The organism is Mycobacterium sp. NGS57 (assembly GCF_059812405.1).
Window position 1 is genome coordinate 77,516 of sequence record NZ_JCALCP010000008.1, and the last position, 24,400, is coordinate 101,915.

General features: G+C 70.9%; 23 protein-coding genes and 1 pseudogene. 9 read left to right on the forward strand and 15 right to left on the reverse strand.

Annotated features, from left to right (window positions below; genetic code table 11):
- Window positions 1-8: 8 nt before the first annotated feature.
- From AC5Y43_RS16445 to AC5Y43_RS16470, 6 genes are all read right to left on the reverse strand, one after another.
- Window positions 9-758 (reverse strand): sirohydrochlorin chelatase, encoded by a 750-nt coding sequence (locus tag AC5Y43_RS16445; protein WP_499974151.1) that lies wholly within the window; start codon window positions 756-758, stop codon window positions 9-11.
- Window positions 749-1,900, reverse strand: a complete 1,152-nt coding sequence (locus tag AC5Y43_RS16450; RefSeq protein ID WP_499974152.1) for a uroporphyrinogen-III synthase — start codon at window positions 1,898-1,900, stop codon at window positions 749-751. The genes AC5Y43_RS16445 and AC5Y43_RS16450 overlap by 10 nt, the downstream gene beginning before the upstream one ends.
- Before the next feature lie 169 nt (window positions 1,901-2,069).
- Window positions 2,070-2,633 carry a GNAT family N-acetyltransferase gene (locus tag AC5Y43_RS16455; RefSeq protein WP_499974153.1) on the reverse strand — a complete coding sequence of 188 codons (564 nt, stop codon included), beginning with the start codon at window positions 2,631-2,633 and terminating at the stop codon, window positions 2,070-2,072.
- 46 nt (window positions 2,634-2,679) lie between these two features.
- Window positions 2,680-3,600: a 5-oxoprolinase/urea amidolyase family protein gene (locus AC5Y43_RS16460; protein ID WP_499974154.1), complete on the reverse strand. Its 921-nt coding sequence runs from the start codon at window positions 3,598-3,600 to the stop codon at window positions 2,680-2,682.
- 11 nt (window positions 3,601-3,611) lie between these two features.
- Complete coding sequence (locus AC5Y43_RS16465) at window positions 3,612-4,307, reverse strand: 5-oxoprolinase subunit B family protein (RefSeq protein ID WP_499974155.1); 696 nt, start codon at window positions 4,305-4,307, stop codon at window positions 3,612-3,614.
- A gap of 99 nt (window positions 4,308-4,406) precedes the next feature.
- Window positions 4,407-5,384 (reverse strand): ABC transporter substrate-binding protein, encoded by a 978-nt coding sequence (locus AC5Y43_RS16470; protein ID WP_499974157.1) that lies wholly within the window; start codon window positions 5,382-5,384, stop codon window positions 4,407-4,409.
- A gap of 154 nt (window positions 5,385-5,538) precedes the next feature.
- On the opposite strand from AC5Y43_RS16470, the gene AC5Y43_RS16475 reads away from it, so the two are divergent.
- Entirely contained in the window at window positions 5,539-6,882 is a 1,344-nt protein-coding gene (locus tag AC5Y43_RS16475) for a NarK family nitrate/nitrite MFS transporter (protein ID WP_499974544.1), read from the forward strand.
- Here AC5Y43_RS16475 and AC5Y43_RS16480 read toward each other — a convergent pair.
- Window positions 6,879-8,117 carry a DNA polymerase domain-containing protein gene (locus AC5Y43_RS16480; RefSeq protein WP_499974159.1) on the reverse strand — a complete coding sequence of 413 codons (1,239 nt, stop codon included), beginning with the start codon at window positions 8,115-8,117 and terminating at the stop codon, window positions 6,879-6,881. The genes AC5Y43_RS16475 and AC5Y43_RS16480 overlap by 4 nt on opposite strands.
- Before the next feature lie 59 nt (window positions 8,118-8,176).
- Between AC5Y43_RS16480 and fadD2 the strand changes: the two genes are divergently transcribed.
- On the forward strand, window positions 8,177-9,862 hold the full coding sequence (gene fadD2 / locus AC5Y43_RS16485) for a long-chain-fatty-acid--CoA ligase FadD2 (RefSeq protein WP_499974160.1): 1,686 nt from the start codon (window positions 8,177-8,179) through the stop codon (window positions 9,860-9,862).
- A 7-nt stretch (window positions 9,863-9,869) separates the two neighbouring features.
- Here fadD2 and AC5Y43_RS16490 read toward each other — a convergent pair whose 3' ends face one another.
- Together AC5Y43_RS16490 and AC5Y43_RS16495 are read right to left on the reverse strand one after the other, a co-directional pair.
- Window positions 9,870-10,085 carry a hypothetical protein gene (locus AC5Y43_RS16490; RefSeq protein ID WP_499974161.1) on the reverse strand — a complete coding sequence of 72 codons (216 nt, stop codon included), beginning with the start codon at window positions 10,083-10,085 and terminating at the stop codon, window positions 9,870-9,872.
- Between the two features lie 117 nt (window positions 10,086-10,202).
- Complete coding sequence (locus tag AC5Y43_RS16495; protein WP_499974162.1) at window positions 10,203-10,556, reverse strand: ATPase; 354 nt, start codon at window positions 10,554-10,556, stop codon at window positions 10,203-10,205.
- 487 nt (window positions 10,557-11,043) lie between these two features.
- On the opposite strand from AC5Y43_RS16495, the gene AC5Y43_RS16500 reads away from it, so the two are divergent.
- Window positions 11,044-11,316, forward strand: coding sequence for a hypothetical protein (locus AC5Y43_RS16500; RefSeq protein ID WP_499974163.1), 273 nt, complete (start codon window positions 11,044-11,046; stop codon window positions 11,314-11,316).
- 88 nt (window positions 11,317-11,404) lie between these two features.
- Here AC5Y43_RS16500 and AC5Y43_RS16505 read toward each other — a convergent pair whose 3' ends face one another.
- From AC5Y43_RS16505 to AC5Y43_RS16525, 5 genes and pseudogenes are all read right to left on the reverse strand, one after another.
- The gene (locus tag AC5Y43_RS16505) at window positions 11,405-13,606 is read right to left on the reverse strand and encodes an acyl-CoA dehydrogenase family protein (protein WP_499974165.1); all 2,202 of its coding nucleotides are present in this window, start codon (window positions 13,604-13,606) and stop codon (window positions 11,405-11,407) included.
- Between the two features lie 80 nt (window positions 13,607-13,686).
- Window positions 13,687-14,961 (reverse strand): PE domain-containing protein, encoded by a 1,275-nt coding sequence (locus AC5Y43_RS16510; protein ID WP_499974167.1) that lies wholly within the window; start codon window positions 14,959-14,961, stop codon window positions 13,687-13,689.
- 152 nt (window positions 14,962-15,113) lie between these two features.
- Window positions 15,114-15,530: pseudogene (locus tag AC5Y43_RS16515) on the reverse strand (hypothetical protein); the annotation flags it as partial.
- The gene (locus AC5Y43_RS16520) at window positions 15,493-16,638 is read right to left on the reverse strand and encodes an alpha/beta hydrolase family protein (RefSeq protein ID WP_499974546.1); all 1,146 of its coding nucleotides are present in this window, start codon (window positions 16,636-16,638) and stop codon (window positions 15,493-15,495) included. The gene AC5Y43_RS16520 and the pseudogene AC5Y43_RS16515, both read right to left, overlap by 38 nt.
- Complete coding sequence (locus AC5Y43_RS16525) at window positions 16,614-17,231, reverse strand: TetR/AcrR family transcriptional regulator (RefSeq protein ID WP_499974168.1); 618 nt, start codon at window positions 17,229-17,231, stop codon at window positions 16,614-16,616. The genes AC5Y43_RS16520 and AC5Y43_RS16525 overlap by 25 nt, the downstream gene beginning before the upstream one ends.
- Before the next feature lie 82 nt (window positions 17,232-17,313).
- On the opposite strand from AC5Y43_RS16525, the gene AC5Y43_RS16530 reads away from it, so the two are divergent.
- Complete coding sequence (locus tag AC5Y43_RS16530; protein ID WP_499974171.1) at window positions 17,314-17,895, forward strand: VOC family protein; 582 nt, start codon at window positions 17,314-17,316, stop codon at window positions 17,893-17,895.
- A gap of 6 nt (window positions 17,896-17,901) precedes the next feature.
- Window positions 17,902-18,450, forward strand: coding sequence for a hypothetical protein (locus AC5Y43_RS16535; protein ID WP_499974172.1), 549 nt, complete (start codon window positions 17,902-17,904; stop codon window positions 18,448-18,450).
- On the opposite strand, the gene AC5Y43_RS16540 is transcribed toward AC5Y43_RS16535, so the two are convergent.
- Window positions 18,383-19,078, reverse strand: coding sequence for a TetR/AcrR family transcriptional regulator (locus AC5Y43_RS16540; protein WP_499974173.1), 696 nt, complete (start codon window positions 19,076-19,078; stop codon window positions 18,383-18,385). The genes AC5Y43_RS16535 and AC5Y43_RS16540 overlap by 68 nt on opposite strands.
- Before the next feature lie 89 nt (window positions 19,079-19,167).
- Here AC5Y43_RS16540 and AC5Y43_RS16545 point away from each other — a divergent pair, with 89 nt between their 5' ends.
- From AC5Y43_RS16545 to AC5Y43_RS16560, 4 genes are all read left to right on the forward strand, one after another.
- Window positions 19,168-20,079: an oxygenase MpaB family protein gene (locus tag AC5Y43_RS16545; RefSeq protein WP_499974174.1), complete on the forward strand. Its 912-nt coding sequence runs from the start codon at window positions 19,168-19,170 to the stop codon at window positions 20,077-20,079.
- Window positions 20,080-20,173: 94 nt separating this feature from the next.
- A complete protein-coding gene (locus AC5Y43_RS16550; protein ID WP_499974176.1) occupies window positions 20,174-21,739 on the forward strand; it encodes a PPE family protein in 1,566 nt (521 codons plus the stop codon).
- Window positions 21,740-21,762: 23 nt separating this feature from the next.
- A complete protein-coding gene (locus tag AC5Y43_RS16555; protein ID WP_499974177.1) occupies window positions 21,763-22,671 on the forward strand; it encodes a class I SAM-dependent methyltransferase in 909 nt (302 codons plus the stop codon).
- Between the two features lie 87 nt (window positions 22,672-22,758).
- Window positions 22,759-24,273: a PPE family protein gene (locus AC5Y43_RS16560; protein ID WP_499974178.1), complete on the forward strand. Its 1,515-nt coding sequence runs from the start codon at window positions 22,759-22,761 to the stop codon at window positions 24,271-24,273.
- The last annotated feature ends 127 nt before the right edge of the window (window positions 24,274-24,400 follow it).

A 24,400-nucleotide genomic window follows, 5' to 3' on the forward strand; every position in this document is an offset into this window, starting at 1 on the left:
GCCAAAGATCAAGCGCCGCGGGTGCCCGCGTGCCTTCTCAGGTGGGACCCGTGCGCCCGTCGCAGCGCGAGTCCGGGTGCGGCCCTGCGGAATCGGCTCGCGATCAGCCGGGCCAGCCCGGGGTGGGTGCCCAGCGGCGGGCTGACGATGTCGGCACCGCAAGCCCGCAGCCGTTGCTGGAAAAGCCCGTCGGCCAGCAGGTAGGAGGCGATCACGACGCGGCCGGCGCCGGCGCGGCGCGCGGCGGCGACCGCGTCGGCCACGGACGGGCCTCCGGTGGCGGCGAAGCCCAGCCGCACCCGCGACCCGACCAGCGCCGACAACGTCGTCGCGGTGACGTGCAGGTCGGCGCGCGCCCCGGGGCCGGTCGTGGCGGTGGTGCCGATCGCGGCGAGAACCACGGAATCGCCCGGACGCCAGCCGGATTTCGCCAGCTGGTCGGCGACGATCCGCGCGGTCTGCCCGTCGGGCCCGAGGGCGGGGGTGACGGTGACGTCGGGGTGCCCGCTGGCCGCGACATGGGCCGGCAGGTCGATGCGCACGTGGTAGCCGCGCGAGAGGAACGCCGGCACCACGACGGCGGGGCGTCCGCCGGGCGCCGCGCGCGACAGCACCTCGCCGGGTGTGGGACCCAGCACGTCGACGAAGGCGACCTGCACCCGGCGGTCCAGCAGGGCGCCCACCCGCGCCGCGACGTCCCCGATCATGGCGACCCCGCCCGGGCGGCGGGTGCCGTGCGCGGCCAGGATCAGGTCCATGTCGCCCCCGCCGCGTCGTCGACGGCGAGCCGGTAACCCCGCTTGACCACGGTCGCGACGATGTTCTTGTCCCCCAGTGCCGTTCGCAGCCGAAGCACGGCCGTGTCGACGGCGTGCGGGTCGCTGCTGTTGCCGGGCAGCGCCCGCAGCAGGTCGGCGCGCGCCACGACGTCGCCGGGCCGTTGCGCCAGCACGCGCAGCACCGACATCCCGGTCGGCGACAGTGGCCTGATGAATCCGTCCACCAGCACGCAGGTTCCGCGGACGTCGAGGGTGTGCCCGGCGACGCGCACGGTGCACGACCCGAGCTGCGGCAGCTCCTCGGCGATGTGCCGGGCCAGGGCGCCCAACCGCATGCGTTCGGGTGCCGACGTCGGGATGCCTTTGCGGATCAGGGGTTTGGACGTCACCGGACCGACGCACATCGCGTGCACGTCGGTGCGCAGGGCCGCCAGCACCTGGTCCTCGACGCTGAGCTCGCGGCTGCGTTCCAGCACCGCCGCGGCCGCGGGCGCCGAGGTGAAGGTGACCGCGTCGAATTGCCGGCGCCCGATCCCGGTGACCAGCTGATCGAAGTCGCCGCCCAGCGGTGTCGGCTTCCACCGGTACACCCGGATGGGCACGACCCGCGCTCCCGCGAAGCGCAGGCCGCCCAGGAATTCCGGGAACGGGTCCCAGGGGTCGGCGGCGCCGTGCAGCTGGACGGCGACGCGCAGCCCGGAGACGCCCGAGTCGAGCAGGTACTCGAGCACCTCCTGTGAGGATTCGGACTCGGGCGACCACTCCTCGTGCAGGCCGGCCGCACGCAGTGCCCCGGTGGCCTTGGGGCCCCGTGACACGATCCGCGCCGACGACAGCGCCTCGACGAGTTCGCCGGCCAGCCCCCAGCCCTCGGCGGCCGCCAGCCAGCCGCGGACGCCGATGCCGGTGTGCACGACGAGAATGTCGGGCGGTTGGGCGATCAATGCCTCTGTGTTGCGGTGCAATTCGTCGTCGTCGGGCAGCGCGATCATGTTGATCGCGGGGGCGCTGCAGACCTCGGCGCCCTGCCGGCTCAGCAGCGCGCACAGTTCCTCGGCGCGCCGGGCCGAGGTGACGGCGACCCGGTAGCCGGTCAGGGGCGCGGACCTCGGCTGAGCCATATGACCTGTGTATGCCCGGCAGGTTTCCGCGGCGTTACCGCGCAATTGCTGGCGCATTGCCCTTGTTGCGACCGTCGTCACACCCGTGCTGTCGTCAGGCCCGTCGCAGGACGAGGGCGCGTCTGGCACGCGAATTAGCGCCCGCGGCAGGTGATTTCGCACACGCCGATCACCAGGGGTCGCCGGCCCGCCAGTCGCACGTCAGGTCGGCGGCGGGGTCGAGGGTGATCCCCACCGGGAGGACGAAGATGGCGCCGTCGTCGTCGGGCGTGCGGGCCGGGCCGGTCGGTGCGAGCACGGACGTCGCGCCGCGCCAGGGCAGCCACCCGCGCCCGACGAAGGCGCGGCGGGCGATGTCCGATGACCGCACGGCGCCCACCTGGTAGGCGCCGCGGATCACCTGCTCCACGCCGTCGAGCAGCGCGTGCGCCAGGCCCTGGCCGCGGAGGTCCTCGCGCACCGCGACCCCTTCGACGTAGCCGCAGCGCAGTGGGTTACCCCGGTAGAGGAGGCGGCGCTGGACCACGGCGGCGTGGCCGATGATCGCGCCGTGCTGCCAGATCAGGGCGTGCATGCCGCCGAGCGTGTGCTCCCAGTCGTGGTCGGTGAAACCCCCGGCGAACGCGGTGGTGACCATCTCGCGGACGCGCTGGCGGGCCTCGCCGTCGAGGTCGGCGGTGTGGATCAGCCGGGCGGTGTGGACCTGGGTTTGCGCGGGGACCTGGGTTTGCACACTCTTTGTCTACCAGCCCTGTCCAGGGGCCCGCACCGCACTTGCGCTAGGAGAACGGCAGGCCCACGGCGCTCGACACCGGCCGGGCCCCCAGCGCGCCGCGGGGCCGCGCCCAGTGCAGCCGCACATACTGGCCTGGCCGTACCTGGGCAATCTTGTCGACGTCCTCGTCGGTGACCACGCCGACCACCGGGTAGCCGCCGGTGACGGGGTGATCGGGACCCAGGATGACCGGTAAACCGTTGGGCGGCACCTGGATCGCGCCGCGCATGGTGCCCTCGCTGGGCAGCTGCCGGTCGGGGTAGCGGTGCTGCAGCGCGCGACCTTCCAGCCGCATGCCGACGCGGTCGCTGCGGTCGGAGGCCATCCAGATCGTGTGCACCAGCGCGTCGGGATTGACCAGCCAGTCGTCGCGCGGGCCCGGCACCACCTGGAGTTCCACCAGGTGCGCGGCGATCGCGGCCACCGGCGCCTGGTCGAGTTCGGGATACGCCTCGGTGTGCTCGCCGATCGGCATCCGGTCCCCGGCCCGCAGCGGCGCCGGGCCGATCGCCGACATCACGTCGTAGCTGCGGGAACCCAGCACCGGCTGCACGCCGATGCCGCCGCGCACCGCCAGGTACGTCCGCAGCCCGGCGCGCGGGGCACCCAGCGAGATCACCTGGCCGTCACGGACATGGTGAATGCTGTTGGTGCCGAACGTGATTCCGTTGACGGTGGGATCGGTGTCGGCGCCCGTCACCGCGATGTCGACGTCGCCGCCGCAGACCCGCGCGCACAATCCGCCGAACGTCACTTCGATGGTGGCGCGGTCGTCGGGGTTGGCCACCAGCCGGTTGGCCAGCTTGTGGGCGCGGCGGTCGGCGGCACCCGAGCGGCTGACGCCCAGATGGGCCAGCCCCGGCCGGCCCAGGTCCTGGACGACCGCGAACGGCCCGGTGCGCAGGATTTCCAGGAACGTCGTCATGGGTCTCTCCTTCACGCGGCCCGGAACTGGACCCACATGCCCCGCGTCAGCAACGCCGGGTTGGGCCGGTCGAGATCCCACAGCGCGGCGTCGGTGTGACCGATGAGCTGCCAGCCACCGGGCGAGCGGCGCGGATAGATCGCGCTGAATTCACCGGCGAGGCCGACGGACCCTGCGGGCACCGCGGTGCGCGGCTCCGCCCGCCGCGGCACCCGCAGCCGCGCGTCGCCGTCGACCAGGTACGCGAAACCCGGTGCGAAGCCGCTGAATCCGACCCGCCACGGCGTGGCGGTGTGGGCGTTGATCACCTGCGCGGTGCTCAGCCCCGTCGCGTCGGCGACCCCGGCGAGGTCCGGGCCGTCGTAGACGACGTCGATCACCACGTCGGCGTGGCCCTCGGCCGGGGGCTCGGGCGCGGCGATGTCCGTCGGCGCCCGCATCATGCGCAGGCGCTGCCGGACGACGCCCTGCAGGCGCGGGCTGTCCAGCTTGACCAGCACGGTGCGGGCGGCCGGGACCAGGTCGAGCACGCCCGGCAGCGCCGTCCCGGACAAGACCTCGACCCACGCCAAAACCTCTGCCGTGCTGCCACATTGGAGCACCAGCGCCCGGTCGCCGTAGTCCAGAACGGTATTGCCGACCAGGTCGGTCGACAGCTCTTTGGAAACCCCACCCCCGGGGACACTCCCCATGTCCGTCACGCTCATTACTCGACGGTAACTCCGGGATCCGGGCGGGCGGGAGGGTTTCGCGGGATTTTCGAGCACTGCCAGAGCTGCCTTAACGAACGCTCAAACAGTCGAAGGCTAACCCAGGACTTTGGCGATCAGCGGCGGCAGTTGATCGGCGACCACCGGGTAGCTCAACGGGGACGCGAACGCGATCGCGCCGGCGAGGTCCTTGGTGGTGAAGACGTGGCGGTTCTGCGCGGTCGCCTGCGAACCCGCCACCTCGGGGTCGGCCAGCAGCGCCTTCTGGTCGTCGGGACTTTCGGTCGTCCAGATCACGACGTCGGCGGAATCGAGCACCGCCTTGATCTGCTCGCGAGGGATGACGGCGCGATGGTCGGTGCCGAAGGGTTTGATGCTGTCGGCGATGACGAGCCCCATCTGGTTGAGGAAGTCGGTGCGCCAGCCCGCCAGGGTCGCCACCACGGTTCCCCGAAACAGCGTGCCCTGCATCAGCAACGCCTTCTTGGCCTGCCACTGCGGGTTCTTCTGGGCGACGGCGGCGAATTGCTTGTCGACGGCGTCGATCTGCGACTTCATCTGGTCGGCCTGGAACACCGCCTGGCCGACCGAGGTGGCCTGGTCCTTCCACGGCTCGAAGAACGCGTCGCCGTCGGATTGCGCGATGGTCGGCGCGATGGCCGACAGCCGCTGGTAGGTGTCGGCGTCCAGGCCGGCGTTGACGGCCACGATCAGGTCGGGTTTGAGCCCGGCGATCTGGTCGACCGGAATCCCGTTGTCCAGGTTGAGAACCACCGGCTGGGCCGCGCCGAGCTTGGCCTGCGCCCACGGCCACACCGCGAAGGGCTGGTCCCCGAACCAGTGGGTCACCGCGACGGGCACCACGCCCACCGCGAGCAGGTCGTCCTGCTCGGTGTAGCCGGCGCTGACCACGCGCTTGGGCGGCTGCGCGATCACGGTCTGCCCGAACAGGTGGGTGACCGTCACCGACCCGGCGGCCGCGCCGCCCGGCCCCGGCTTGCGCGACGAGCACGCCGCGACCACCCCGCTCACCCCCGCGAGCTGCAAGAATCCCCGGCGACTCCATCCGGTCATCGCGTGAGATTATCGCGTCCGGTGCCCGGGCCCCGCCGCGCCGCGCGAAAGTTCTGACAACCGGCCGGCCGCCGTTGGTATCCCCGCGTAGCTCCGGCGTAACGGCGCACGCCACGACCGGTAACAGCGCGTCCTTAGCGTCGGGCCGGTGACCATGACAGCGCCCGCGCCGACGCGCGCGCCGCACCCCCGACGGCGCCGGCGGCACTGGATCGACGACTGGCGGCCCGAGGACCCCGTGTTCTGGGCGGCGAGCGGCAAGGCGATCGCCCGGCGCAACCTGATCTTCTCCGTCTTCGCCGAGCACGTCGGGTTCAGCGTCTGGATGCTGTGGAGCATCGTGGTCGTGCAGATGCCGGCGCTGACCCCTGGCCGGGCGCTGTGCCTGGTCACCGTCCCCAGCGGCGTCGGCGCGGTGATGCGGCTGCCGTACACCTTTGCGGTCCCGATCTTCGGCGGCCGCAACTGGACGGTCGTCTCGGCGACCCTGCTGCTGATCCCGTGTCTGCTGTTGGCCTGGGCGGTGGACCACCCCCACCTCCCGTTCGCGGCGCTGGTCGCGATCGCGGCGACGGCGGGCGTCGGCGGCGGCAACTTCGCCTCGTCGATGGCCAACATCTCGTTCTTCTACCCCGAGAGGGACAAGGGGTGGGCGCTGGGCCTCAACGCGGCCGGCGGCAACCTCGGGGTGGCCGTCGTGCAGAAGATCATCCCGCCGATCGTGGTCGCGGGCGGCGGGCTGGCCCTGTCGCGCGCCGGGCTGTTCTATGTGCCGTTGGCCGTCGCGGCCGCGGTGTGCGCGTTCCTGTTCATGGACAACCTCACCGAAGCACGGGCCGACCCGGGGCCCGTTCTGCAGTCGCTGCGGCACCGCGACACCTGGCTCATGGCGCTGCTGTACCTCGGCACGTTCGGGTCCTTCATCGGCTACTCCGCGGCGTTTCCGAGCCTGCTCAAGACCGCGTTCGGGCGCGGCGACATCGCGCTGGCGTGGGCGTTTTCCGGGGCGGCGATCGGGTCGGTGGTCCGTCCGCTGGGCGGCCGGCTGGCCGACCGGATCGGCGGGGCCCGCGTCACCGCGGCCGGCTTCGTCATGCTCGCCGCGGGCGCCGCGGCGGCGCTGTGGTCGGTCAACGCGAGAAGCCTGCCGGCGTTCTTCGCCAGCTTCATGTTCCTGTTCGTCGCCGCCGGCATCGGCAACGGCTCCACCTACCGGATGATCTCGCGAATCTTCGCGGTCAAGGGCGAGCTCGCCGGCGGCGACCCGGACACGATGGCGCACCTGCGCCGCCAGGCCGCCGGAGCGCTGGGTGTCATCTCCTCGGTCGGCGCCGCGGGCGGGTTCGCCGTCCCGCTCGCCTACGCCTGGTCCACGTCGCACTTCGGCGGCATCGAGCCCGCGCTGCGGTGCTACCTCGGCTTCTTCGCCGCGCTGCTGACCGTGACGTGGTTTGCGTACTTGCGCAAGGAATCTCGGTTGGGCGGATTGGGCGTCTAGCGGTCCTGGCGCGTGTCCCACGGGCTGTAGTCGGCGATCAGCTCCTCCTGTGGCGGGCGCTCGCCGGCCGGCACGTGCTGCAGGTTGATCCGGACCCGGTACCAGATCGAGCTCGGCCCGCGCATGCCGTCGACCAGGACGTCGGCCGGGCGCAGCAGGGCGGCCGCGGCGCGATGGCGCTCGCGCCAGGTGTCCAGCGCGGCGAGCGCCTCGTCTTTGGTCTTGGTGCGGGCGATCTCGATGAGCGGCTTCGACGACACCCGCCTGCCCGAGCCCTTCTTCGCGCCGCTCGGGGCGCGCTCGGGCGGCCCCATCTCCTCGGCCAGCTCCAACAGCCGGTCGAGCTCGCCGACCGCGTCATCCATCCCCGCCCAGGGATCGCCGATGTCGGCAAGCCGGGCGGGCACCGTGTCGATGGTGAACGCCCCGGGCGAGCAGCCGGCCACCTCGTCCCAGTGCAGCGGCGTCGACACCCGGGCGTCCGGGGTCGCCCGCACGGAATAAGCGGACGCGACGGTGCGGTCCTTGGCGTTCTGGTTGAAGTCGACGAACACCCCCTCGCGCTCCTCCTTCCACCAGCGGCTGGTCGCCGCGTCGGGCGCGCGCCGCTCGACCTCGCGGGCGACGGTCTGCGCGGCCAGACGAACCTGGCGGAACCCCCAGCGCGGGGCGATCCGGGCGTAGATGTGAAACCCGCGGGACCCCGACGTCTTCGGCCACGCGACCAGGCCGTAGTCCTCCAGCACCTCGCGGGCCACCAGCGCGACCTCGACGATGCGCCGCCACGTCACCCCGGGCATCGGGTCCAGGTCGACGCGCAGTTCGTCGGGGTGGTCGAGGTCGCCGGCGAGCACCGGGTGCGGGTTGAGGTCCACGCAGCCCAGGTTGATCACCCAGGCCAGCCCGGCGGCGTCGTGGATGACGGCCTCGGCGGCGGAAGTCCCACGCGCATAGTGCAATTCGGCGACGTCGACGTAGTCCGGCCGGTTGGCCGGCGCCCGTTTCTGGAACACGGCCTCCTGCGTGATGCCCTTGACGAAGCGCTTGAGGATCATCGGCCGGCCGGCCGCGCCGCGCAGCGCCCCGTCGGCGACGGACAGGTAGTAGCGGACCAGGTCGAGCTTGGTGTGCGGACCCGTGCCGCCGTGCCGCTCGAAGACGACCCTGTCCGGATGGGTGATGGTGACCTCGCGCCCGGCCGCTTCCAGTGACGCCGGGCCGGTCATGTTCATCATCGTAGGTCGGGGGGTATTAACTAGTGGCACTGCGACGGACGTCACATAGGGTGGAATCCATGCCAAACCTGATTGGCCTGCCAGGTCAGGCCGTCACCAAAGTTCAGCAGTACCTCGAACGCGGCTCGGCAGAACTGCACTACGTGCGCAAGATCTTCGAGGCGGGCGCCTTCCGGATCGAGGCGCCGCAGAACTACGCCGCGATGGCCGCCGAGATCTACAAGTGGGGCGAGTTCGGCATGCTGCCGTCGCTCAACGCCAGGCGCCATCCCGACCGCGCGGCGTGCATCGACGAAGAGGGCGAATTCAGCTACCAGGAGCTCGACGAGGCCGCGCACGCGGTGGCCAACGCGCTGATCGAGAAGGGTGTCAAGGGCGGCGACGGCGTGGCCCTGCTGGCCCGCAACACCCGTTGGTTCCTCATCGCCTATTTCGGCGCCGCCCGGGTCGGCGCCCGCATCATCCTGCTCAACAGCGAGTTCTCCGGCCCGCAGATCAAGGAGGTGTCGGAGCGCGAGGGCGCCAAGCTGATCATCTACGACGACGAGTACACCAAGGCCGTCAGCAAGGCCGAGCCGGAGCTGGGCATGCTGCGCGCGCTGGGGACCAACCCGGACACCGACGAGCCGTCGGGAAGCAAGGACGAAACGCTGGCCGACCTGATCGAGCGCAGCGACAAGAAGCCGGCGCCCAAGGCGAGCAGGCACGCGTCGATCATCATCCTGACCAGCGGCACGACCGGCACCCCCAAGGGCGCCAACCGCAGCACCCCGCCGACGCTGGCGCCGGTCGGCGGCATCCTGTCGCACGTTCCCTTCAAGGCCGGCGAGGTGACCTCGCTGCCGGCGCCGATGTTCCACGCGCTGGGTTTCCTGCACGGCACGATCGCGATGTTTCTGGGCTCGACCCTGGTGCTGCGCCGCAAGTTCAAGCCGCCGCTGGTGCTCGAGGACATCGAGAAGCACAAGGTGACCGCGATGGTGGTGGTGCCGGTGATGCTGTCGCGGATCCTCGACGCGGTGGAGAAGATGGACAAGAAGCCCGACCTGTCCAGCCTGAAGATCGTGTTCGTATCCGGATCGGCGCTGGGAGCCGACCTCGCGGAACGGTCGCTGAAGGACCTCGGTCCGGTCATCTACAACATGTACGGCTCGACGGAAATCGCCTTCGCCACCATCGCCGAGCCCAAACACCTGGAATTCAACTCGTCGACCGTGGGGCCCGTCGTCAAGGGCGTCAAGGTCAAGATCTACGACGACAACGGCAAGGAGTTGCCGCAGGGCGAGGTCGGCCGCATCTTCGTCGGCAACGCCTTCCCCTTCGAGGGCTACACCGGCGGCGGCAAGAAGCAGGTCATCGACGGGCTGTTGTCCTCGGGCGACGTCGGCTACTTCGACGAGAACGACCTCCTCTACATCAGCGGGCGCGACGACGAGATGATCGTCTCCGGCGGCGAAAACGTCTTCCCCGCCGAAGTCGAGGACCTGCTCACCGGGCATCCCGACGTCGTGGAGGCCACCGCGATCGGCGTCGAGGACAAGGAGTGGGGCCACCGGCTGCGCGCGTTCGTGGTCAAGAAGTCCGACGCCGACCTCGACGAGGACACCGTCAAGCACTACGTGCGCGACCACCTGGCCCGCTACAAGGTGCCGCGCGAGGTCGTCTTCCTCGACGAGCTACCGCGCAACCCCACCGGCAAGGTCCTCAAGCGCGAGCTGCGCGAGATGAAGATCGACGGCGACTAGCGCCGTCTCAGCCGGCCCGCCACTGATCGGGCTTCTTTTTGTCAGTGAGAGTTCGGACGCGGGCGACGAGCGGCGAGTGTCCCCGCTGTTTCGCCCAGTCGATGGCCGCCTGCTGGGTTTCGGCGCGGTGCAGCTCGCTGTCGGCCTGGTCTTCGACGACGTAGTGCGAGATGGCGTCTCCCTCGCGGCCTTTGGGCCGCGGTTCGATGTAAACCTTGGGCATGATGGGGGCTCCTCCTCCGCTGGTCCTCCGCTGGGTGCCGGTCAGACGACCTACGCATACCCGGATCAGCGCGGAGGGAACGTCGTTCGGCGACGCCCGCGGCTCCCGGCAACCGGCTTACTTGCGGACTTGAATGGCGCGGATGACTTGCGCGGAAAGTTTGGGATCGGCCAGCAGCTGGTCGATGAGCGCGGTGAGGACCTCTTGTCCGGTGACGCGGGCGACCCCGATGCGGTCGGCGGCCTCGCGCTGCCAGACGTCGAGCGCGCGGTGGGTGGCGAGCGGCAGGTCGACGGTTCGCCGTGTCCGCTGGCCGCGTGACGATCCGTCCCCGGACCGCGACTTCGCTTCTCGCTGGACAGCCGGTGGTCGCAGGGTGATGCGCTCGGTGGCGGCGGCGTCTCCGGCGGGCCTGCCGGACGGCGGCTGAGCGCGGAACGCGGCGGCGCTGGGGCCAGGGTTGAGGTTCACTGCGGCGATCGTCCCTCCCGTCGGCGGCCGGTCAGTAACTCAGTACTCGGCCGTGCGTCTGACGATACTGATTGTCTCGCTCAGCGCAAATTGCCGCGCCGGATCCGGGCGCGCCGGTCCGCCGGCGGGTTGGCGCCGCTCGCATTCCCGCTCGCTTTCCCGTTCAATTCCAGGAAGATAGCCAGGAAGATATTTCGAATGACGGCATTAAGGCAGAATTGGTAAATACGGAATCTGCTGATACTGATTTGCGGAATCCGACATCTCAGTACACGTGTTCAGCCGGATAACACAGCTGTTCACAGCGGGTATCCGCAAGTACTGATCCCAGTACATCCGAAAATTGGATTCCCAGCATTTGTGCGCAATTCTCAGGCGGAATTGTCGCCTATTTCACACACTAATTCGGGCCGTAGATATTGTTTGCCCGCGCATTAGTGAGTAATTTAAAAGTGGTAGTGCGACGGCCCCTGGAAGGAGCTCCCTAATGAAGATTTCACCGCGATCCCTGCGTAACGCGGCCGCCGGCGCGGTCGGCACCGGCGCGCTGGCCGGCGCGCTGTTGTTCGGCGGCGTGCCCGTGGCCAACGCCGCCCCCGCGCCCGCCCCGGCCACGAGTTTTGCCACCGCCGGGCCGCACGGCGCCGACGTGATCCCCGCGGGCTGGGGACATCACTGGTGGCACCACGGGTGGGGACACCACTGGGGCCACGGCGGACACTTCCTGTGGCACCACAACTGGTGGAACTGGTGGTGGTGAGCCGCTGAGCGACCACCGGCACAAGCCGGGGGCCGAGGGTTACAGCCATGCCGACCTGGGACCGGCCCCCGGGTCGGCATGAGCGTCTCTACGGGTCCCTCGGCAGGCCCAGCAGCCGTTCGGCGATGATGTTGAGCTGCACCTCGGAGGTGCCGCCGTAGATGGTGGTGGCGCGGCTGGCCAACAGGTACTCGCCCCACTTGCCCGCCAACTCGTTGGTGTCGCCGATGGCGGCGTCGGTGCCGAAGGACGACACCGCGAATTCGGCATAGCCCTGCCCCGTGCGCATCGACAGCAACTTCGAGATCGCCGCCGACGGCATGGCGTCACCGCCGGCCAGCGTCAACAGCGTCGAGCGCAGGTTCAGCACCTTGGCGGCGTGACCCTCGGCGATCAGCTGCCCGGCCCGGTGCTGGGCGACCTGGTCGAGCTGCCCGTCGCGGACGAAGTCGACGAACTCGGGCAGGGTCGCCAGGAAATTGGCGTCGCTGCTGCCGATCGACACCCGCTCCGCGGTCAGGGTGTTGCGGCTGACCTCCCAGCCCCGGTTGACCTCGCCGAGCACGCAGTCGTCGGGGACGAACACGTCGTCGATGTAGACGGTGTTGAACATCGCGTTGCCGGTCAGCTCGCGCAGCGGCTTGACGGTGACGCCCTCGCTCTGCATGTCCAGCAGGAAGTACGTGATGCCATTGTGTTTAGGTGCGGAGGGGTCCGTTCTTGCCAGCAGTGCGCCCCACTGCGAGAACTGCGCGGCGGTGGTCCAGATCTTCTGCCCGGTGATGCGCCAGCCGCCCTCGGTCCTGGTCGCCTTGGTGCTCAACCCGGCCAGGTCCGAACCGGCGCCGGGCTCGGAAAACAGCTGGCACCAGATCATCTGGCCCCGGAAGGTCGGCGGCAGGAACCGCTGCTTTTGCTCCTCGGTGCCGAACGCGACGATCGACGGGATGATCCACGCCGCGATGCCGACCTGCGGCCGGCGGACCCGGCCCTCGGCGAACTCCTGCGCGATGATGATCTGCTCCACCGGGCCGGCGGCGCGCCCCCACGGCTTGGGCAGGTACGGCAGCACCCAGCCGGCCTCGGCGATCGCGACCGTGCGCGGATCGCGCTCCATCGCCTTGAGCGCGGAAACCTCGTCCCGGATCTCGGAGCGCAGCTTCTCGGTGTCGGGGTCCAGGTCGATGTTGACCGGGCGCATGCCGGTGGTGGTCGCGGTGTCCACGACCCGCTGCGGGTATTCCGAGCCGCGCCCGAAGGAGGCGGCCAGCAGCATGGCGCGGCGGTAGTAGACATTCGTGTCGTGCTCCCAGGTGAAGCCGATCCCGCCGTGCACCTGGATGCAGTCCTGCGCGCATCGCTGGGCGGCCGCCGGCGCCAGCGTCGCGGCGACGGCCGCGGCGAACTCGACCTTGGGAGTGGCGATGTCCCAATCGTTTTGGCGCGCCTCGTCGATCGCGCGGGCGGCGTCCCACACCGCGGCGGTGGCCCGCTCGGTGTCGGCGATCATCTCGGCGCACTTGTGCTTGATGGCCTGGAACTGGCCGATCGGCCGGCCGAACTGCTCGCGGATCTTGGCGTACTGCGACGCGGTATCGGTGGCCCAGCGCGCCACGCCGATCGCCTCGGCCGACAGCAGCGTGGTCATCAGCGCGTGCGCGGTGGCCATGCTCAGGTTGCTCAACACGACGTCGTCGGCCACCTCGACCGCGTTGGCCCGCACGTGCGCGATGGGACGCAGCGGGTCGATGCTCTTGACCGGCTCGATCTCGAGCTCGTCGGCGCGCAGCACCACCCATTCCTCGCCGCTGTCGATCGCGACGGGCAGCACCAGCAGGGACGCCTGCCCCGCGGCCGGAACCGCGCGGACCTCGCCGCGGATCACCAGCGAGTCGCCGTGGCGGGTGGCGGTGAGGGCGCAGCAATCGCGCGCGTAGGCCGCGATGGCGGTGCCGGAGGCCAGCTCGGCGAGCACCTTGGCCTCGGGGTCGTGCGCGGAGATCAGTGCGCTGGCGATCGCCGACGGCACGAATGGCCCTGGCACCGCGCCGTAGCCGAACTCGGCGAGCACGACCGCCAGCTCGAGGGTGCCGAAGCCTTGTCCGCCAACAGATTCCGCGAGATGCACGCCGTGCAGCCCCTGTTCGGCGGCCGCCCGCCAGTACGGCGGGGGATTCTGGACCGCGGTTTCCATCGCCTCGTGTAGCACCTCCGACGGCGCCACCCGCGCCACCAGTGATCGCACCGAGTCGGCGAGGGCTTGATGCTCAGGAGTTATTGCGATCGGCATTGGCCGCCTTCCGAGGTTCGGGTCCGCTTCCGCGGAGCACTCTCCAAGCTAACAACCGGTGGGTTGGTTGACCATAGGGGTCAGCGGTCACCGAGAGCGGCCAGGGGTCCGAACAACCAGTCGAGAGTTTGGCCCGTGGCGGGACTGATCCAGCCCACGTTGACCGCGGCGTTGACCAGCGTCGGTAACAGCGGGCTGGTGTTGTCGATCGTGTAGTAGTGGGCCAGGCCGTCCGTATAGGTCGGGGTGGCAGCCTGGATCTGCCCGGGACTCAATCCCAGGTATTCCTCGTGCGTGCTGAAAAGGCCTGCGACGGCGGTGATGTCCCCGATCGGGTTGCTGAGGAAGTTCGTCGGCCAGGCCGCGTAACCGTCGCCCGCGAGCGTGTAAACGTCGGTCGGGTAGTAGTTCGGCGTCGTGAGCCCCATCGTCTGGCTCAAACCGGCGAACGGGAGTAGCGGCTTGACCAGGTCGCCGACCGGACCGAGCGAGGGCAGCAGTGTGTTCAATATGCCCCCGGAGGCGGAAGCGGGGTCTCCGACCAACACGAAGTGGAGGTCGGTCGCCGGCACCCCTTCGGCGTGGAGTTGCATCATTGCCGCGGAAGCGGCAGCGGCGCTTTGTGAGTAGCCGAAAACCCAGATCGGGTTTTGGGCACTCACCTGCCCGGTTGCCATCTGTGCGTTGATGGCGGCCATCAAGCTCGCTACGTCCGTGGGCAAGTTGGCGTCCGTGTTGTATCCCAACTCGGGTGTGTACAGCGATTCCGCGTGGCCGTGGAATCCGAGCGGCGCAAGGTAGAGCCGCTCGACGGTTGCTACGTAGCCGGCGCTCGGCTGCGGAATTCCCGTGGGCCCCATGACGAGCGCGATGCCGCCTGTGCCGGAAGTGGTGGAAGTGGTGGTCGGACTCGGGTCCGGCGACTGCGCCGCTGACGCGGCGGTGCCGGCGGCGCCGCTGCTGCCCGCGCTGCCGGTGCCCCCGCTGGAACCGAACAGCGGGCGGCCCAACAGCGCCTCGGTGAACGCATTGACCGCACCCTGCACGGTCCCGGCGGGGTTCTGCAACAGCGCAGCGCCGGCGGCCTCGGCGCCCGCATACCACCCCGCGCCGGCCGTCATGGCCTGTACAAACTGGTGGTGAAACGCCGACGCGTCCGCGCTGATCGCCTGGAATGCCCGGCTGTACCCGCCGAAGAACGTCGCGACGGCCGCCGACACCTCATCGGCGCCCGCCGGTGCCAACTCCATCGTGGGGGCCGCCGCCGCGAGGGCGGCGCGGATGTCGGCCTCGATCCTTGCCAAAGCCCCGGCCGCCGTGCCGACCACGTCCGGTGCCACCGTCAGGTACGTCATCGTCTGCCCTCCACCGCAAACGGCGCCTCGGCGAACGTCGCGCGTTCGGCCGACGGGGAAAGCATATTGCCGCCCGGACCCGCCTGGAGCGCCTTGACCAAATCGGTCAAAAACCGGTCGTGGCCACTCGGTTGACCACATTGGCCAGGCGTTCGCCGTCGCGCAGCGGGCTGGGGGCACCTCCCGCTTGCGGGGGACATCAGCGGCACTGCGCCCGCGGCCACCGACGCCGCGTTGGCGCCCGGCATGTCGGCCACCGCGATGCCGCGCTCGGCGGCGGCCGCCACGTCGATGGTGTCGACCCCGGCCCCGAGCTTGTGCACCGGCCGCAGCCGTGTCCCGCGCCGCACGTCGTCGCCCGACAGCGGCCGCAGCACGTGCCAGATCACGTCGGCGTGCGGCAGGTCCCGGTAAAGCTGCGTGTCGTCGTCCTCGGCGCACCATCGCACGTCGAGCCAATCCGATTCCGGCGCAACGAAGTCCAGGACTTTGTGGCCCGGAACGAAGTGGGCGAGAACTCGCACGCCTGGCTCAGGGCCACCGTTCGGCGATCCACCCGGCGATGGCATCGGCCTGCGCGTCGCGCGCGCCCGGGGTGGTGAAGTAGTGGTCGGTGTCGATCGAGGCCTGCTCCTTGTCGGAGCCGGTCAGCGCGTCGAAGATGCGCCCGGCGTCGGACGGGAAGACGCCGGTGTCGGCCTCGGCGTTGACCACCAGGGCGGGGCAGCTGATGCGGGCCAGGTGTGGCTCGGCCCGGGTTTGCGCCAGCCGCAGGCTCCACATGCCCAGCCAGCTGCGCAGGGTGCAGGCCGCCGCGATGCCCTGCGCGGAGCGGTTGGCCTTGGCCGGGACGCCCGCGTAGCACGTGTTCGGCTTGCGCGTGGTGGGCTCGATGCCGGGGTCCACCATGCGCGGATCGGCCCAGGTGCGCATCACGGTGAACGGGCGATCCGAGAAGCCCGCGGCGCGAACGCGTTTGAGCTCCGCCTCGGCCCAGTCGGTGATGGCGTGGTTGCGGGCGGCCTGCGCGTCGCGGTAGCGGGCGAGGAACTCCGGCGAGTACGGCGGGCCGTTGCGCTCGTCGAACAGGTCGAGCCCGGCATCGGTGGCCACCGGGTCGTTCTCGTCGACGACGGCGGCGTCCATCCAGGCGGTCAGCACGTCCGGGCGGCCGGGGTGCGCGGCGGTCGCGACGTAGCCGTCCGCGGGGATCAGCTCGGTGAGCCCGGCCGCCGGGCGCATGCCGCCCAGCGGGCTCACGTTCGGTTCGACCGCCTGCGACTGATAGGCGGCCATCAACGATCCTCCACCCGAATTACCCAGCAGCACAACGGTATCCACGCCCGCGACCTCGCGCAGCCAGCGCACGCCCACGCCGATGTCGACCAGCGCGTGGTCGAGCAAGAAGCTGCTTTCGAAACCGCGGAACCTGGTGTTCCAGCCCAAAAACCCGATGCCGCGAGCGGCCGCGTAGTCGGCGAGATAGTGCTCGGAGAAGTCGATCTGGTAGTGGGCGGCGATCATCGCCACCCTCGGCTTGGCCCCCTGCGCGCGGTGATAGAGCCCCTGACAGGGATGCCCGCCGGCCCCGGCGCGCCCGGCGGTGGGCGACGGCAGGCCCACGAACTCGCGGATCACGCCGGGTTGACCGGTCACGCCGGGCCACCCCCGCCGTATATGGCGCGGTAGTAGATGTTGGCCAGCGTCCGGATGCAGGCCGCGTCGTCGGGTTCGGTCTGCGCGGTGAGCTGGACGAAGCAGAACTGGTTGAACATCGCCACGATCGCCTCGGCGATCAGCTGCGGGTCGTCGTCGGGGCAGTGGCCCTCGGCCTGGGCCCGCCGGACCGTGTCGCTGATGAACGAGATGGGCACGGCGCATATTTCGGCCCAGTACTGCGCGAAGTCGTCGCTGACCATGGCCAGCTGGGACACGCTGATCACCTCGGCGAGGCGGTTGCGGTAGGTCTGCCAGTGCGCGGCGGCGGCGGCGTGCGCCCGCTCGCGATCCGAGAGGCCGTGCCCGGTCACCGAGCGCGCGCGCTCGTTGGCCTCGTCGCGAAACCGCACGGCCCATTGGCGCACCATCGCCTCTTTGGAGTCGTAGTAGTTGTAGAACGACCCCGCCGAGCGGCCCGCCTCGGCGGCGATGTCGGCGATGGTCGTCGCCAGGATGCCCTTGCGCGCCACCACCGTTCGGGCGGCCGAGTCGATCGCGGCCTGCGTGCGCCGGCCGCGATGGGTCGGGAAGCCGGGCGCCGTCGTCGACATCCGTGCGCACCTCCCTAGAGCAAAACTGAATCTGATGTTAGATTCAGATTTGGATCTTGGCCATGCCCACGGGAGCCGCACGATGATCAAGCCGCACAACACCAACACCGAATTCGAGCTCGGCGGGATCAACCACGTCGCGCTGGTGTGCGCCGACATGGCGCGCACCGTGGACTTCTACTCGGGAGTCCTCGGGATGCCGCTGATCAAGTCGCTCGACCTGCCCGAGGGCGCCGGGCAGCACTTCTTCTTCGACGCCGGCAACGGCGACTGCGTCGCGTTCTTCTGGTTCGCCGACGCCCCCGACCGGGTGCCGGGCATCTCGTCGCCGGGCGCCATCCCGGGCATCGGCGACATCACCAGCGCCGTGAGCACCATGAACCACCTGGCCTTCCACGTGCCCGCGGAGAAGTTCGACGACTACCGGCAGCGGCTCAAGGCCAAGGGCGTGCGGGTGGGCCCGGTGCTCAACCACGACGAGAGCGACCGGCAGGTGTCGGCGACCGTGCATCCCGGGGTCTACGTGCGGTCGTTCTACTTCCAGGACCCCGACGGCATCACCCTCGAATTCGCCTGCTGGGTAAAGGAATTCGGTGCCGGCGACAACAAGGCGGTGCCCAGGACCGCGGCCGACCGGCGGCCCGCCGCGGGGGCCGTACGCTAGCGCGATATGACCGAGGGCATGTTGTCGGACGCGCAGATCGCCGCGCTGACGCCCGAGCAGCGGCGCGAGCTGATCACCCGGCTGGAAAAACCCCTGAGCGACGTCATCGACCCGGCGCTGCTGCACCGGATCCGCCGCATCCGCCTGGGCCTGATGGTCGGGGGCTCGCTGGCGATGATCCCGTGGCTGAGCTACCTCGCGGTGACGCTGCCGGCCAACTACGTCGCCCACAACTGGCCCCTCACGTGGATCGGGTTCGACGTCCTGCTGGTGGTGTTCATGTCGGCGACCGCGGTGCTGGGGTACCTGCGCCGTCAGCTGCTGGTGCCGGCCGCCTTCACCACCGGCGTGCTGCTGATCTGCGACGCGTGGTTCGACCTGATGACCGCGGGGCCGCGGGACGTGACGCTGTCGGTCGTCACGGCAGTGCTGATCGAGCTGCCGCTGGCCGCGTTCATGATCTTTTCCGCCGTGCGGATGATGCGGTTCACGATGATGCGGTTGTGGCTGCTCGACCCCGGGATGCGGCTGTGGGACCTGCCGCTGTTTCCGTGATCCGGTACAGGTTCGGCTCGGCGAGCTCGTCGAGCAGCGCCGCCAGCTGATCGACCAGCTGCTCCGGCTCGAGCCGGACGTCGCCGGCCAGCCAGGCGCTGATGGTTTGCCCGACGCCGCCGACCACGAAATGCGCCGCGGCCTTGATGCGTTCGTTTGCCGGGACGCGCAGCACGTCGCCGACGTGCTGGCCGGACAGCATGGCGAACAGGGCGCTGGATTCGGCGCGCTTGCGCACGATCACCGGGTTGGCCAGCTGGGTGCTGAACAGCAGGCGCCCGATGCGGGCATCGCCGGCGATGGTGCGCACGATGTTGGCCATCCCGGCGCGGGTCTGCTCGGGGGCCGGGACCGCCGCCACCGCGGCCTGGGTGGTGGCGGCCAGCTCGGCGACCACCCAGTCGAACACCCCGCCGACGAACTCGTCCTTGTCGGCGAAGCTTTCGTAGAAGTAGCGGGCCGCCAGCCCGGCCCGGGCGCAGATGCCGCGGACGGTCAGCGCGGCGATGTCCTGCCGTTCGGCGCCCAGCAGTTCCAGTCCGGCGGCCAGCAGCCGCCGGCGCCGCTCGGCCAGCCGCTGGGCAGGCTCGACGCCGCGGTAGGGCCGCACGCTGGACGCTTCGGGCATGCCCCCATCTTGACACCGGCCCGGCGAGGAGACAACATCAGGAAACAAGCGTTCGCAGATTTTGCGGCCGGTGTCAGGGAGGACTCAGCATGGCCACGCACGAAGTCGTTCATCAGCCGGTTGGGCAGGTGGAGCGGCCGGTCACCGACCCGCCGCGGCCCGCCCCCCGTCGCCGCCGCCGGCGATCCCTCGGCGTCGACGAGGGCCTGATGGGCGTGGCCCTGCTGGCCGGGCCCGCGAACGTGATCATGCAGCTGGCGCGGCCCGGCGTCGGCTACGGGGTGCTGGAGAGCCGCGTCGAGAGCGGCCGGGTCGACCGGCACCCGATCAAGCGGGCGCGCACCACCTTCACCTATCTCGCGGTGGCGAGCAACGGCAGCGATGCCCAGAAGGACGCCTTCCGCCGGGCGGTGAACCGCGCGCACGCGCAGGTGTACTCCACCGAGGAGAGCCCGGTGGCCTACAACGCGTTCGACATCGACCTGCAGTTGTGGGTGGGGGCATGCCTGTACAAGGGCGGGGTCGACATCTACCGCATCTTCATCGGCGAACTGGACGGCGAGGACGCCGAGCGCCACTACCGCGAGGGCATCACCCTGGCCACCACGTTGCAGGTGCCGCCGGAGCGGTGGCCGGCCGACCGGGCGGCCTTCGACCGGTACTGGCAGGAGTCGCTGGACCAGGTGCACATCGACGACGCCATCCGCGACTACCTGTATCCCATTGCCGCCGGCCGCATCCGGGGCGTCTCGCTGCCGCGCCGGCTGCAACGCATGTCGGACGATTTCAACCTGCTGATCACCACGGGCTTTTTGCCGCAGCGGTTCCGCGACGAGATGCGGCTGCCGTGGGACGCCGCCAGGCAGCGGCGCTTCGATCGTTTGATGGCCGTGTTGCGCACGGTCAACCGCATGCTGCCGCGCGTCGTGCGGCAGTTCCCGTTCAACGTCCTGCTGTGGGACGTCGACCGCCGGATCAGGACGGGCCGTCCCCTGGTCTGAGTGCACGCGCCGCGTTGCGCCGCCACTATTGAAAATGATTTTCACGTTCAGTAGGCTCCGATGCTGGTAAGTCACCAGCGGAGGGGTATCGCACATGACGCTGTGGATGGCGTCGCCGCCGGAAGTGCATTCGGCCTTGCTCAGCGGCGGGCCGGGGCCCGCCTCGCTGTTGTCGGCCGCGGGCGCGTGGACGTCCTTGAGCGCCGAATACGCGGCGGCGGCCGACGAACTCGTCGGGGTGCTGGCGGCGGCCCAGGGCGGGGCCTGGCAGGGGCCCAGCGCCGAACAGTATGTGGCCGCCCACGTGCCGTACCTGGCGTGGCTGATGCACTCCCACGCGGCCGGCGCGGAAGCGGCCGCGCGGCACGAAACCGTCGCCGCCGGGTACACCGCCGCCCTGGCGGCCATGCCGACGCTGGCCGAGCTGGCCGCCAACCATGCGGTCCACGGCGTGTTGGTGGCGACGAACTTCTTCGGCATCAACGCCATCCCGATCGCGCTCAACGAGGCCGACTACGTCCGAATGTGGATCCAGGCGGCCACCACGATGCAGACCTACGAAGCGATTTCGGATGCGGCGCTGGTTCCCGCGTCCGCGGCGTCGCCGGGCACACCCGCGCCGCAAATCCTCAAGACCGAGGCCGCCGACGACGGCCACGATCATGGGGGCACCGCGAGCACGATCGACAACTTCGTCGCCGACGTCTTGCGCACCCTCACCGGCGGGCGCGTCGACTGGAATCCGCTGGAGGGCACCGTCAACGGCATACCGTTCGACTCGTACACCAACCCGGGCGACCCGATGTGGTGGGTCGTGCGGTCCCTGGAACTCAGTCAGGACTTCCAACAGTTCTCGCAGCTGCTGACGACGAATCCCGTTGCGGCCCTTCAATATCTGGTGGAGCTCGAGCTGTTCGATTGGCCGACCCATATCGCCGAGATCGCCACCTGGCTGAGCCAGTCCCCGCAGTTGCTGGCGGTCGCGCTCGGTGGCGCCATCGCCAACGTAGGGGCGGTGGCCGGCTTCGCGGGGCTGTCGGGGCTGGCCGGCATCCATCCGGCGGCCGTTCCCGCCGTCGCGCCAACCCCGGTCGCGCCCAACCCGATTCCCGTCCCCGCGGCGGCCCCCGCTGCTTCCGTGTCGGCCGCGGCGCCCGCGTCACCGTCGGCGCCCGCTCCGGCCGCGAGCGCGGTCACCTCCGCCGCGGCGCCGGCGGCACCGCCGGCCGCGGGCGGCGCCGGCTTCTTCCCGCCCTACGCCGCCGCACCCCCCGGCATCGGGTTCGGCTCGGGCATCAGCGCCGGCGCCGCCGCCGTCGCCAAGAAGAAAGCGCCCGAACCCGATTCGGCCGCGGCGGCGGCCACGGCCGGCGCGCGGGAGGCGGCGCGGGCACGGCGACAGCGTCGCCGTGCGCGTAAAAGGCGCGAGCGCGACCACGGCGACGAATTCCTCGACATGAACGTCGGTGTCGACCCGGACTGGGAGACACCGACGGCGGCGTCGCAGCGGGGCGGCGCCGCGCTGGGGTTTGCCGGCACGGCACCCAGGCAACGGGTGGGTGCGGCGGTCGGCTTGACCACGCTCGGCGGTGACGAGTTCGGCGGCCCCGTGGTCCCGATGCTGCCGGGCGGCCGGGATCCCGATCGCGGGTCGCCGTAGCCGCGCGGCGTAGGGTTCATCGGGTGCGTAGCGAAGGCGATACCTGGGACATCACCACGAGTGTCGGCTCGACGGCGCTGTTCGTGGCCACCGCGCGGGCGCTGGAGGCGCAGAAGCCCGACCCCCTGGCCGTCGACCCGTACGCGGAGTTGTTCTGCCGCGCCGTCGGCGGTCCGGCGGCCGACGTCCTCGACGGCAAGGATCCCGAGCACGCCCTGAAGACCCCCGACTTCGGCGAGAACTTCGTCAACTTCCAGGGCGCCCGCACCCGCTACTTCGACGAATACTTCCGGCGGGCCGCCGCCGCCGGCGTCCGGCAGGTGGTGATCCTGGCGGCCGGCCTGGACTCCCGCGCCTATCGGCTGGACTGGCCGGCCGCGACGACGATCTTCGAACTGGACCAACCGCAGGTGCTCGATTTCAAGCGCGAGGTGCTCGCCGGCCACGGCGCCCAGCCGCGCGCCGAGCGCCGCGAGATCGCCGTCGACCTCCGCGACGACTGGCCGCAAGCCTTGCGCGACAACGGGTTTGACGCCGCCAAACCGTCCGCGTGGATCGCCGAGGGCCTGCTGATCTATCTGCCGGCCAGCGCGCAGGAGCAGCTGTTCACCGGCGTCGACGGCCTGGCCGGGCCCGGCAGCCACGTCGCGATCGAGGACGGCGCCCCGCTCGAACCGGACGAATTCGAGGCCAAGCGCGAGGAGGAACGGGCCGCGATGGCCGACGGCACCGAGGAGCGCCCGTTCTTTCAGTTGGTCTACAACGAGCAGTGCGCCCCGGCCACCGAATGGTTCGGCCGGCGCGGGTGGACGGCCGTCGGCACCCCGCTGGCCGACTACCTGCGCCAACTCGGGCGGCCCGTGCCCGGCCCGGAGACCGAGGCCGGGCCGATGATCGCCCGCAACACGCTGGTCAGCGCCGTCAAGGGCTGACCCGAACCGGGTCCGGGGAACTTTCGCGCGTCGTCCGCCGACTACTAGCTGCGGGCTCTTCCGCCCGATCGCGAAGGAGTCGCCGCTATGACCGCCCCGGTGTGGATGGCGTCGCCGCCGGAGGTCCACTCGGCCCTGCTGAGCAGCGGTCCCGGCCCGGGCGGCCTGCTGACCGGCGCGGCGGGCTGGAGTTCGCTCAGCGCCACCTACGCGTCGGCGGCCGACGAGCTCACCGCCGTCCTGGCCGCGGCGCAGGCCGGCGCGTGGGAGGGGCCCAGCGCCGAGCGGTACGTGGCCGCGCACGCGCCCTATCTCGCGTGGCTGCGGCGGGCCAGCGTCAACAGCGCGTCGGCGGCCGCCCGGCACGAGACCGCGGCCGCCGCCTACACCGAGGCGCTGGCCACCATGCCGACCCTGCTGGAGCTGGGCGCCAACCATGCGCTGCACGCGGTGCTGGTGGCGACGAACTTCTTCGGCGTCAACGCCATCCCGATCGCGCTCAACGAGGCCGACTACGTCCGGATGTGGATCCAGGCGGCCACCACGATGGCCACCTATCAGGCGGTCTCCGGGGCTGCCGTCGCTCCCGCGGCCGGGGCGGCGCAGGCCGACCCGGCGCCCCAGATCCTGCACGCCGACGACGAGAGCGACGGGGATGACGGCGGGGGTGACGACGGCGGCATCGTCGACAACGACGGCGGCGATCCGTACCAGCTGAGCTGGTGGGAAAATCGCGTGCTCGAAATCTTCCAGACCCTGAGCCGCGACATCGAGGAATTTCCCGAGAATCCCGCGCAGGCCGTCGCGCAGGTCGAGTCCGATGCCCCGCTGCTGGTGGCCGACGAGGCCGGCCACGCGGCCGAGGCATACCAGGCGTTCGCCCCCGCGATCCAGGCCCTCGCGCTCGCCGCGCCGCTCGCAACCACCGGCGGGCTCGGCGGCCTCGGGGGCCTGGGCGGGCTGGCCGGGATCCAGGCCGGCCCGGCCCCCGCCGCGACGGCGGCGCCGCTGCCCGCGGCGCCCGGCGTGCCGGCCGCCGCCGGCACCGCGGCGCCCGCGCCAACCATGCCGGTGACCGGCTCCTCGGCGCCGGTCTCGGCTCCCGCGCCCGCCCCGGCGCCGGCGACCGCCGCGGCGCCGGCCCCGCCGCCCGCCGTCGCGGGGGGCGCCTACCCCTACCTGGTCGGCGGCCCGACCATCGGGTCCGCCACGGGCATGGGCGCGCGCGCCCGGCGGACGGCACCCGAGCCCGACGGCGCGGCGGCCGCCGCGGCGGCCGGCGTGGCGGCGCGACAGCAGGAACGGGCGCGACGGCGCCGCCGGGCGGCGATGAACGACCACCACCGCGCCCATCGCCACGAATTCCTGGATTCGGACCCCGCCGCGAACGACGAACCCCCCGCCGCGGCCGCGGTCGCCACCGGGCGCGGCGCCGGGGATCTCGGCTTTGCCGGAACGGCGGGCAAGCAGGCCCCCGGGGCCGCGGGATTGGCCACGCTGGGCGCCGGCGGGTACGGCGGCGGCCCGTCGGTGCCGATGGTGCCGGGAACCTGGGAGCACGACGAGATCGACGGAATTGCTAATGAAAATGGTTTTCAGTAGGCTCCGGGCTGAGCCGAATCTGGGAGACGTCTGTCAAATTGCCCGCGCCGGGCGCAAAATCCGAAAGTGCGGCAATGATTGCTTACAACGCCCTCATAAGCGGTGCTAAAGCGCGGGCGAAGGCGTG